Below are 8,956 nucleotides of genomic sequence, written 5' to 3'. Positions count from 1 at the left end.
TACCATGGACAAAAGAAGTTCAGAAAGTATGTAAAACAAAAGAGAAGCATACTAAAGCGGCCTAGCAGATACACTCTGTATCAAAGCTAGACCGCTTTTTCAATATACTTCAGTTTTTGACGCTTACGTTTTATCTCTACTTATACTATTTTACTCATAATTAGCCAAAAAGAAAAAAGCCTGGCTCTCCCAGACTCTTGCCTTAGCAAATTTACTTGCCCATTTCTTTTTCAACTACTTTGACAATTCGATCGACATAAGCATCCGTTTCTTCTTGTGTTGGACCTTCAGACATAACTCTTAATAAGTCTTGTGTACCTGAAGGACGAACAAGAACACGACCATTGTCACCCATGTCTGCTTCAACTTCTTTAATGACATCCAAAATTGCTTGGTGTTCCTTCCAGCTCTTCTTATCCTTAATTGGAACATTGACTAAGCATTGTGGATATTCCTTAAAGTCAGCTAATAATTCTGATAAAGACTTACCGGTCTTCTTCATCACTAACATCAAATGCAAACCAGTAAGCATCCCATCACCAGTATTGTGGTAATCACTCATAATAACGTGACCTGATTGTTCACCACCAAGGTTATAACCATGAGCACGCATTTCTTCAGAAACGTAACGGTCACCAACTTGGGTACGAACATTCTTCAAGCCTTTTCTTTCAAGGGCTTTAGTAAAACCAAGGTTACTCATAACTGTTGTGACAATCGTATCCTTCTTTAAGCGGCCGTGATCAGCTAAATAAGTACCAATCACATACATGATGTGGTCCCCATCAACTTCGTTACCATTTTCATCAACAGCAATACAACGATCAGCATCCCCATCAAAGGCCAAACCAAGTTGGGCACCTTGCTTAACAACTTCTTTTTGTAAGTTTTCAGTATGAGTAGCACCACAATGATCATTAATGTTTAAACCATTTGGATGAGTGTAAATGGTAGTGAAGTCGACACCACAATCTGCAAACAATCTAGAAATTAACGCACTTGAAGCACCATTAGCACCATCGATAACCACTTTGATTCCGCTTAAATCTTCAGGAATGGTATTTTCAATAAATTGTAAATATTTAGCACTACCTTCATGGAAGTCGGTTACTGTACCTAAACCTGCAGCAGATGGACGAGGCAATTTATCTTCTGAAGCATCGATTAACTTTTCAATTTCGCCTTCCATTTCATCAGAAAGCTTCAAACCATCACTACCAAAGAACTTAATCCCATTATCTTCAACTGGGTTGTGTGAAGCTGAAATCTGAACCCCAGCATCAGCTCCTTGAGCCCGGACTAAGTATGAAAGACCTGGAGTGGTGATCACGCCAACTTCAAGAACTTCAATTCCGACTGAAAGAAGTCCTGAGATTAAAGCATATTCCAGCATTTGACCTGAAATACGTGTATCACGCGAAACGAGAACTTTAGCTTGTTCATCATTCTTCTTGTTCTTAGTCAAAACATAACCACCGTCACGGCCTAACTTAAAGGCCATTTCTGGAGTTAAACCTTGATTAGCAACGCCACGAACACCATCAGTTCCGAAATATTTTAACATTTATCTAAACAACCTTTCTCAAGTATTTAATGCTCTTAATTCGTTTTAGAGCTACTTGCATCTTTAACTTTAATTTCAACTTGTACAGTAGATGGATGAGCTTTAACTACTCCCTTAGGTAATTTCAAAGCTACATTCTTGGTCGTATTCTCATCAATCCCTTTTAAATCGACATTGACAGGCAAACGATCAATTTTATTCAAAACATCCTTATCCCCATACAAAGTAACTCCACTCTGTTTAGCTGTTACCGAATATACCTTGTCACTATTTTCATTTTTAGAATTCAAGTGTAATTTCACCTGCTTCTTCGAAATGGAAATTGGCAAGATTACTCTAGCTGTTGCTGGTTGAATGACAACATTTAATTGTTGCTTCTTCTTATTTTCAGCCACTAAAATAACTTGTCGTTCAAAATTATGACTGATTCCATTAGGTAAAACCGCTTTAGCCACAATTTGGTCAATCTGGTTTACTTCGCTTAAAGCCCCAGTAACTTCAACTTGTGCAGGACTAACTGTCGGTCGACCTAATTTATAACCCTTAGCCACAGCATTTTTATTATACTCTATTTGCACTGGCATGGTACGGGATTTTCTTCGCTGAATATTAACAGTAATATGACGCGGATTTACTTTATAGAAAATTTGCTTATTTAAGCCACTAATTTTCACTCTAACGCGATGTTGCCCAACTTTTTTATGAGTTAAATCAATATAAGCGCGAAAATTTTGCGTGTTTACCGCAGAAGTAACTAAGGCATTAGAACCTTCAAGCGTAACTTTGACTTTTTCAGGATAACCCACCACATAATATTGATCAGTATCAACCGAAACCTGCAATGGGACTTTAATCGATTGGGTCTCATTGGCCGTTTCTTTAGTCCGTCGCGGCTCTCCTTGAGTTAAAAAGCCATTTTGGGTTGAGTCAATATAACTCACAATTAGAATTGCCAGTAATAAAGAAACAATTGAAATGACCCATTTTTTACTCCAAAAATTTTTCATCGACCAGCCCCCCACTTCCAAAACTTATTCATTATCTTTTGGTACCAGCTAGCCTTCTTACTTGGTTTAGGAACTAACTCTGCATTGAGGTACTTCAAATATTCTTCTCTGGTCATATCTAATAAAAAGCGACCATTACGAGTAATCGTTACACCACCAGTTTCTTCAGAAACAACAATTGTGATTGCATCTGTTACCTCTGAAATTCCAACGGCAGCTCGGTGCCGGGTTCCTAAACGTTTAGGAATCATACTGCTATCAGATAGTGGCAAATAAGCCGCAGCCACGGCGATCCGATCTTTATTAATAATCACAGCCCCATCATGAAGCGGTGTATTAGGAATAAAAATATTAATCAATAATTCGCCAGTTACATCAGCATCAAGTTTGATTCCTGTTTCAATATAATCATTTAAGCCGGTTTCTTGTTGCAAAGTGATTAATGCCCCGATCCGCCGCTTTGACATATATTGAATTGCTTTATCTAATTCTTGTACCAAATGAACCGAGCGATCATGAGCCGTATTCTCACGGCCGTTAAAAATCGGCATCCGGCCTAAATGTTCCAATCCTCGCCGAATTTCCGGTTGGAAAATAATAATGATTCCAACCACTGACCAGGAAACAATCTGATCAACAATGTAAGTTAAGGCGTGCAATTGCAATAAGCCGGCAACTACTCTCACAATAAAGATAAAAACTAAGCCTTTTGCTAACTGAACCGCCTTGGTTCCCTTAATGAGCATGATCAAGTGATAAACCAGATACCACATGATCAAAACATCTAAAGCAATCGAAAAATTATTCCAAGTAAAAAAAATGGAAAAGCTGAAATTGTTCATTGCTGCTCCTTTCTCAAATAGTTACTTTAATTATAACTAAACTCATCGCATTAACGGGCATACATTTTAAATTCTAGAAATAAATCATTATATTCTTGAGTAATCTTTGGTCCTAAATCCCGAAAGACGTGTAAATGCCTGATTGTGACGGTATTGGGATAAAACTGTTTATTATCCCTAATTTTGGCTGGCAATAGCTTTTGCGCAGCTAAATTAGGAGTAGCATAACCAACGTATTCTGCATTCTGAGCAGCATTTTTTGGCTCAAGCATGAAGTTAATAAACTGATAAGCTGCTTTTTTATTTTTAGCTGTTCGGGGAATGACAAAATTATCAAACCACAAGTTTGAACCAGGCTGTGGAATAACATAATGTAAGTGCGGATTTTCATCCATCATTTCCCGTGCTACGCCAGACCAAGTAACCCCAATTGCTGCTTCGTTTTGAATCATATACATCTTCATTTCATCAGAAATGATTGCTTTAATATTTGGTCCTAAACCATTAAGCTTGGTTTGAGCTAGTTTTAATTGCAAACTATTGCTAGTATTCATCGAATAGCCTAAGGAAACTAGGGCCATGCCCATTGCATCCCTAGCTGAGTCAACCAACAAAATCTGATGACGAAACTTTTTTTGCCATAAATCGTTCCAATTATTGATTGTACCTTTTTTGACGAACTTATCATTATAGACAATTCCTAATGTCCCCCAGAAATATGGGACTGAATATTGATTTTTTCGATCAAAACTCTGATGCAAAAAGGCAGGATTGATATTTTTAAAATTGGAAATCTTCTTCACATTAATCCGATCTAATAAATGAGCCTTTCTCATCTTGGTAATCATATAATCTGAAGGGATCGTCAAATCATAAGCTGTTCCACCTTGCTTAATTTTAGTATACATAGCTTCATTAGAATCAAAAGTTTGATAGACAACATGATAACCCGTTTGCTTTTCAAATTTTTTAATCAACTTCGGATCCAGATAGTCTCCCCAATTGTAGATCACTAGACTTTGCTTCTTAGTCTTAATAGTAGGTTGATCTAACTTAATTGAACCATATGCTAAGCCCGCACAGGCTAAAAGGATAGCCAAAACTGACCAGATAACTTTTTTCATTTAATCAGCCCTCCTAGTCCTTTGCGCGTTTTTTTATTCTTGCGGGCAGTAATGAAATAATAAATTCCTACTAGCAGTAGAACAAACAAGAACATCACGGTACTTAAAGCATTAACTTCCAAGTCAATTCCTTGCCGCGCCCGAGAATAGATTTCAACTGATAGAGTTGAAAAACCATTACCAGTCACGAAAAAGGTTACGGCAAAATCATCCAGAGAATAGGTTAAAGCCATAAATAAACCGGTCGCAATTCCTGGAATAAGCGCTGGTAACATTACTTTAGTAAAGACCTGATAGCTACTAGCTCCTAAATCACGCGCCGCATCAACTAAAGCATAATCAAATTCATTTAAGCGCGGTAACACCATTAACACCACAATCGGAATGGAAAAAGCAATATGGCTCAATAAAACTGAGCCAAAATTTAAGCCAATTCCTAAAGCGGTGAAAAAGATCAAGAAACTAGCCCCAATAATGACATCAGGTGAGACCATGAGCACATTATTTAATGACAAGAGTACCTTTTGCTGCGACTTTTTTCGAACCATAGAAATTGCTAAAGCACCCATGGTTCCAATAACTGTCGCAATTAAACTTGAAAGTAGAGCCAAAAGAATGGTTTCTAAGAAAATTGCTAACAAGCGATTATCTTGAAACAAGGCTTGATAATGTGCCCAGGTAAAGCTCTTAAACTGATTCATATCTTTGCCACTTGAAAAAGAAAAATAAATCAAATAAAAGATCGGAATGTATAAAATGATGAGCACTAAAAGCAAATAAGTTTTCGCCAATACTTGCCGCTTTTTCATAGCTTGACCTTCTTTCTTTTAGCCTTTTTACCAGTGAGCAGCATCACAACAATCATCAAGAAAATCAAAACGACTCCAATAGTTGCTCCCATATTCCAGTTCATCGTCGTCATGAAATATTCCTCAATCGCTGTCCCCAAGGTAATAACTCGGTTACCACCGATCAAACGGGTCAACATGAACAAAGAAAGTGACGGAATAAAAATCGCTTGAATTCCACTTTCAACACCTGGCCAAGATAAAGGCCATAACACATAACGAAAAGTTTGCCACTTGCTAGCTCCTAAATCTTCAGAAGCTTGAATGACAGCTGGATTAATCTCTTTAATGGCATTATAAATAGGCAAAATCATGAAGGGAATTTCAATATATGTTGCGACAAAAATAAAAGCAAAATCCGTAAATAGAATATTGACTGGTCCCAGGCCAAATAAGTGCAAAAATTTATTAACTAGACCATTATTACCTAAAATTCCTATAAAGGCGTAGGCTTTGAGCAACAAATTAATCCAAGTAGGTAAAATAATTAGTAACAGCCAAATTTGCTGATTTTTGATTTTAGTCAAAAAATACGCCGTTGGATATGAAATTACCAAAGTAATTATTGTAATTAAAAAGGCATACCAGAAGGAATTAAGCATCATTTTTAAGAAAGTACCGTTTTTAAAAAATAAGGCAAAATTACTCAAAGTAAAATGATGATTAGCATCTGTTAAGGAGTACCACAGAATTAACAAGATCGGCAAAATCACAAACAGGATGATCCACATCAGATATGGCACCATAAAGAAAGCACGTGCTTTTTTATTATTCATCGTTACTTTCCTCACCTTCATAACTTTCTAGTCGTGCATCAAAGTCAGCTTGACTTTCATGTTGTCGCATTACGTGAATATCTTCAGGGTCAAAATACAGACCAATCCGTTCATTTAATTGGCAACCATTCGTTGAATGAATAAGCCATTCATTTTCATCAGTATCAATTGCTTTAATTTCAAAGTGATCTCCTAAGAAGAGCTGCGTTTGAGCCGTGGCAACTAACTTACCTTTTTCAGGTGCAACAATATCTAAGTCTTCGGGCCGAATTACTACTTCAACTTTTTCATTGGCCTTCATTCCGGCATCAGCACATTGAAAATGATGATTGGCAAACTCAACCTCATAATCTTGAATCATTCGTCCTGGTAAAAGATTTGATTCACCAATAAAGCGCGCCACAAAGTCGTTAATTGGTTCGTCATAAATGTCAACTGGTGATCCATTTTGCTGAATTTTACCATCGTTTAAGACGAAAATTTCATCACTCATTGATAAAGCCTCTTCTTGATCATGAGTAACAAAAATAAAGGTGATTCCTAGTTTCTTTTGAATTGCCCGTAATTCAAATTGCATTTCTTTACGAAGGCGCTTATCAAGGGCAGACAAGGATTCATCAAGTAGTAACACCTTAGGCTCATTCACGATCGCTCTAGCAATAGCCACTCTTTGCTGCTGTCCACCACTTAATTCAGAAATCTCACGATTGGCATAGCCATCTAAGCGCACCATATGTAAGGCATCTTTAACTTTGGGCTTTATTTGACTTAGCGGTAATTTCTTGATTTTTAGGCCAAAAGCCACATTTTCAAAAACGTTTAAATGTGGAAAAAGGGCATAATTTTGAAAGACAGTATTGATTTGTCGCTTAGCCGGATCAAGATCAGTAATATTTTTACCATCAAACCAGACTTCACCTTCAGTTGGTTGCGTAAAGCCAGCAATTATCCGTAAGATTGTTGATTTGCCTGAACCACTAGGTCCTAATAAGGAATAGAACTTGCCAGATTCAATCTTGAGGTTGATATCTTTGAGCGCAATAAAGCCGTCATCGTAACGTTTATTGATATGCTTAAGTTGAATAATGTCCATCTTACAAAAATAGCTACAAGCACTGGCGCCTGTAGCTTGTTCCTCCATTTAGTTTATTTTTTGCCAATAATTCTTACTTCTGTATGCAAGTCAATATCATACTTTTCTTTAATTACTTTTTGAATGTAATGAATCAAGTTTAAGTAATCTGTAGCAGTGGCACCGCCTTTATTAACGATGAAACCGGCATGCTTGGTCGAATCTTGTGCACCACCAATTTGCTTACCTTGTAAACCTGCTTTAATAATCATTGGGCCGACAAAATGACCTTTTGGCCGCTTAAACACACTTCCACAAGATGGATATTCAAGTGGTTGCTTGTAGCGACGCAAAGCATTTAAGTAATCCATTTGCGCTAAAATTTCTAACTTTTTACCTGGTTTAAGAGCAAAAGTTGCTGCAACTACAATATCACCATTTTCTTGCACTAATGAATGACGATAAGAAAATTCCATCTCTTGGTTGGTGTAAGTTTTAAATTCACTAGCTCTAGTTAAAACTGTCACTGTGTCGACTGCATTTTGAGTTTCGCCACCATAAGCACCGGCATTCATAAAGACCGCACCACCAATACTGCCAGGAATACCGGCCGCAAATTCAAGACCACTTAGACCAGCTTTAGCTGCTGTAAAGGCAGTATCAATAATTCGCGCGCCTGCTTGAGCAACGACTTTATTACCCTTAACAGAAATTTGATTCATTTTGGTCAAAATAATAACTAAGCCGTCAATCCCGCCATCACGAATAATTAAATTAGAAGCATTCCCAATAATAGTTAAAGGCAATTCTTCTTCACAGGCAACTTGCACCAAGTTCTCTAATTCCGTTTTATTTTTTGGAAAAGCTAAATACTGGGCTGCACCGCCAGTTTTGGTAAAAGTATATTTGCTTAATTTGATCTGCTCTTGAATATCCACGCCATCATTTTTTAAATCAAGTAATTTCAATGCGCGAGCCCCTCTCTTAATAATCATTTCCTATTTTAACGCTAAAGCTACTCTAAGACACTATGTTATACTAACTTTATTAAGGAGAGAAAAATGAATTTTATCGCAATGGATTTTGAAACTGCTAATCATTACCCCGAAAGCGCATGTTCGCTTGCCTTAATAATGGTTCGCAATAATGAAATTGTTGATCGCTTTTATACGGTGATTAATCCGCAAATGCCCTTTGATGCACAAAATATTAAAGTCCACCAAATTACAGCTGACGATGTCAAAGACGCGCCAACCATGGCTGAAGTTTGGCCACAAATTAAAGAATTATACCAACCAGGGATGCTAGTCGCAGCTCATAATGCTCGCTTTGATACTAACGTGATGCGCCAGTCATTAGCTCGCTATAATATTGCTGAACCTCATTACTTAGTAATTGATACTTTGAAAACTAGCCGTTTGTTTGAACCAGAATTGCCTAACCACAAGCTTGATACCGTTTCTGATGCCTTAGATGTTGAACTATGGCACCACCATAACGCCTTAAGCGACAGTGAAGCATGTGCTGGCATTTTAATTGCTCAACAAAAGCAGTTTGGCGATGAAGCAATCAAAAACTTAATTTATCAGATATAGCAAAAGCGGAATTTGAAAGAAAACAATGGTATCACAAATAAACCTATGAATACTTGTAGTTTTTTCATAGGTTGTTATACTGAAGTTGATCATTTGATTTCAACTAAAGTCTTTGGTAATGTGTGGCT

At 37.2% G+C, this 8,956-nt stretch carries 9 protein-coding genes; 1 reads left to right on the top strand and 8 read right to left on the bottom strand.

The genetic code is table 11. The features are described from left to right. Positions 1 to 211 precede the first annotated feature (211 nt). The 8 genes from glmM to murB are packed head-to-tail and all read right to left on the bottom strand — an operon-like array spanning position 212 to position 8,201. Positions 212 to 1,564: a phosphoglucosamine mutase gene (gene glmM / locus EJK17_RS10680; RefSeq protein WP_103662619.1), complete on the bottom strand. Its 1,353-nt coding sequence runs from the start codon at positions 1,562 to 1,564 to the stop codon at positions 212 to 214. Between the two features lie 35 nt (positions 1,565 to 1,599). Continuing rightward, the gene (locus tag EJK17_RS10675) at positions 1,600 to 2,571 is read right to left on the bottom strand and encodes a CdaR family protein (protein WP_103662620.1); all 972 of its coding nucleotides are present in this window, start codon (positions 2,569 to 2,571) and stop codon (positions 1,600 to 1,602) included. Further along, positions 2,568 to 3,413, bottom strand: coding sequence for a diadenylate cyclase CdaA (cdaA, locus tag EJK17_RS10670; protein ID WP_103662621.1), 846 nt, complete (start codon positions 3,411 to 3,413; stop codon positions 2,568 to 2,570). The genes EJK17_RS10675 and cdaA overlap by 4 nt, the downstream gene beginning before the upstream one ends. A 50-nt stretch (positions 3,414 to 3,463) precedes the next feature. After that, entirely contained in the window at positions 3,464 to 4,537 is a 1,074-nt protein-coding gene (locus tag EJK17_RS10665) for an ABC transporter substrate-binding protein (protein WP_103662622.1), read from the bottom strand. After that, positions 4,534 to 5,346: an ABC transporter permease gene (locus EJK17_RS10660; protein ID WP_103662623.1), complete on the bottom strand. Its 813-nt coding sequence runs from the start codon at positions 5,344 to 5,346 to the stop codon at positions 4,534 to 4,536. Before EJK17_RS10660 ends, EJK17_RS10665 begins: the two co-directional genes overlap by 4 nt. After that, a complete protein-coding gene (locus EJK17_RS10655) occupies positions 5,343 to 6,161 on the bottom strand; it encodes an ABC transporter permease (protein WP_103662624.1) in 819 nt (272 codons plus the stop codon). The genes EJK17_RS10660 and EJK17_RS10655 overlap by 4 nt, the downstream gene beginning before the upstream one ends. Then, positions 6,154 to 7,254 (bottom strand): ABC transporter ATP-binding protein, encoded by a 1,101-nt coding sequence (locus EJK17_RS10650; protein WP_103662627.1) that lies wholly within the window; start codon positions 7,252 to 7,254, stop codon positions 6,154 to 6,156. Before EJK17_RS10650 ends, EJK17_RS10655 begins: the two co-directional genes overlap by 8 nt. Before the next feature lie 53 nt (positions 7,255 to 7,307). Continuing rightward, positions 7,308 to 8,201, bottom strand: coding sequence for a UDP-N-acetylmuramate dehydrogenase (gene murB / locus EJK17_RS10645; protein ID WP_127796420.1), 894 nt, complete (start codon positions 8,199 to 8,201; stop codon positions 7,308 to 7,310). 93 nt (positions 8,202 to 8,294) lie between these two features. Here murB and EJK17_RS10640 point away from each other — a divergent pair, with 93 nt between their 5' ends. Further along, on the top strand, positions 8,295 to 8,828 hold the full coding sequence (locus EJK17_RS10640; protein ID WP_103662626.1) for a 3'-5' exonuclease: 534 nt from the start codon (positions 8,295 to 8,297) through the stop codon (positions 8,826 to 8,828). Positions 8,829 to 8,956 lie beyond the last annotated feature (128 nt).

The organism is Lactobacillus xujianguonis (genome assembly GCF_004009905.1).
GTDB lineage: Bacteria > Bacillota > Bacilli > Lactobacillales > Lactobacillaceae > Lactobacillus > Lactobacillus xujianguonis.
Note: the sequence above shows the minus strand (reverse complement) of the source record. Positions and strands in the feature narration are given on the sequence as shown.

Bases quoted from the DNA above. Each gene is read 5' to 3' on its own strand.
- glmM (WP_103662619.1), bottom strand. From the start codon at position 1,564: ATGTTAAAATATTTCGGAACTGATGGTGTTCGTGGCGTTGCTAATCAA.
- EJK17_RS10675 (WP_103662620.1), bottom strand. From the start codon at position 2,571: ATGAAAAATTTTTGGAGTAAAAAATGGGTCATTTCAATTGTTTCTTTA.
- cdaA (WP_103662621.1), bottom strand. From the start codon at position 3,413: ATGAACAATTTCAGCTTTTCCATTTTTTTTACTTGGAATAATTTTTCG.
- EJK17_RS10665 (WP_103662622.1), bottom strand. From the start codon at position 4,537: ATGAAAAAAGTTATCTGGTCAGTTTTGGCTATCCTTTTAGCCTGTGCG.
- EJK17_RS10660 (WP_103662623.1), bottom strand. From the start codon at position 5,346: ATGAAAAAGCGGCAAGTATTGGCGAAAACTTATTTGCTTTTAGTGCTC.
- EJK17_RS10655 (WP_103662624.1), bottom strand. From the start codon at position 6,161: ATGAATAATAAAAAAGCACGTGCTTTCTTTATGGTGCCATATCTGATG.
- EJK17_RS10650 (WP_103662627.1), bottom strand. From the start codon at position 7,254: ATGGACATTATTCAACTTAAGCATATCAATAAACGTTACGATGACGGC.
- EJK17_RS10640 (WP_103662626.1), top strand. From the start codon at position 8,295: ATGAATTTTATCGCAATGGATTTTGAAACTGCTAATCATTACCCCGAA.